1 protein-coding gene and 1 pseudogene are annotated in these 685 nt (G+C 63.6%); both read left to right on the forward strand.

Annotated elements, in window-relative coordinates; all coding sequences use genetic code 11:
- Window positions 1–302 (forward strand): annotated as a pseudogene (locus DBR12_RS23255) (sulfate adenylyltransferase small subunit); the annotation flags it as partial.
- A partial coding sequence (locus tag DBR12_RS23260; protein WP_233244935.1) for a GTP-binding protein occupies window positions 302–685 on the forward strand: 384 nt, incomplete at its 3' end. The pseudogene DBR12_RS23255 and the gene DBR12_RS23260, both read left to right, overlap by 1 nt.

Consider the following 685-nt stretch of genomic DNA (forward strand, 5'->3'; position numbering starts at 1 on the left):
TCGCCCTGCCCAGCATTTACTACACCCACAAGCGCCAAGTGGTGGACAAGAAGGGCCTGTTGATGCCCGTGACCGAGCTGACACCCGCACGCGAAGGCGACGTGGTCGAGACCCGCGACGTGCGCTTTCGCACCGTGGGCGACATCACCTGCACCGCACCTGTGGAAAGCACGGCCGCCACCCCGGCAGAGATCGTCATCGAAACCCTGGCCGCAGACGTGAGCGAGCGCGGCGCCACACGCATGGACGACAAGACGAGCGATGCCTCGATGGAAAAGCGCAAGAAGGACGGGTATTTCTGATGACCACTATCAACTCAATAGCTACCAACGCTTACCAGACGCGCGGAGAGGCCCAAAATGACCATGTTTCCGCCCTCAAATTCATCACCTGCGGCAGCGTGGACGATGGCAAGAGCACGCTGATTGGCCGCCTGCTGGTGGACAGCAAGGCCGTGCTGCAAGACCACCTGGCGGGCGTGCAGCGCGGTGGCGAGACCGACCTGGCCCTGCTGACCGACGGCCTCAGCGCCGAACGCGAGCAAGGCATCACCATCGACGTGGCCTACCGCTACTTCGCCACCGAAACACGCAAGTTCATCATTGGCGACGCGCCCGGCCATGAGCAGTACACCCGCAACATGGTCACCGCCGCCAGCAGCGCAGACGCCGCCGTGGTGCTGGTC

Origin of the sequence: Acidovorax sp. HMWF029, assembly GCF_003060895.1 — a bacterium.
Classification (GTDB): domain Bacteria; phylum Pseudomonadota; class Gammaproteobacteria; order Burkholderiales; family Burkholderiaceae_C; genus Acidovorax.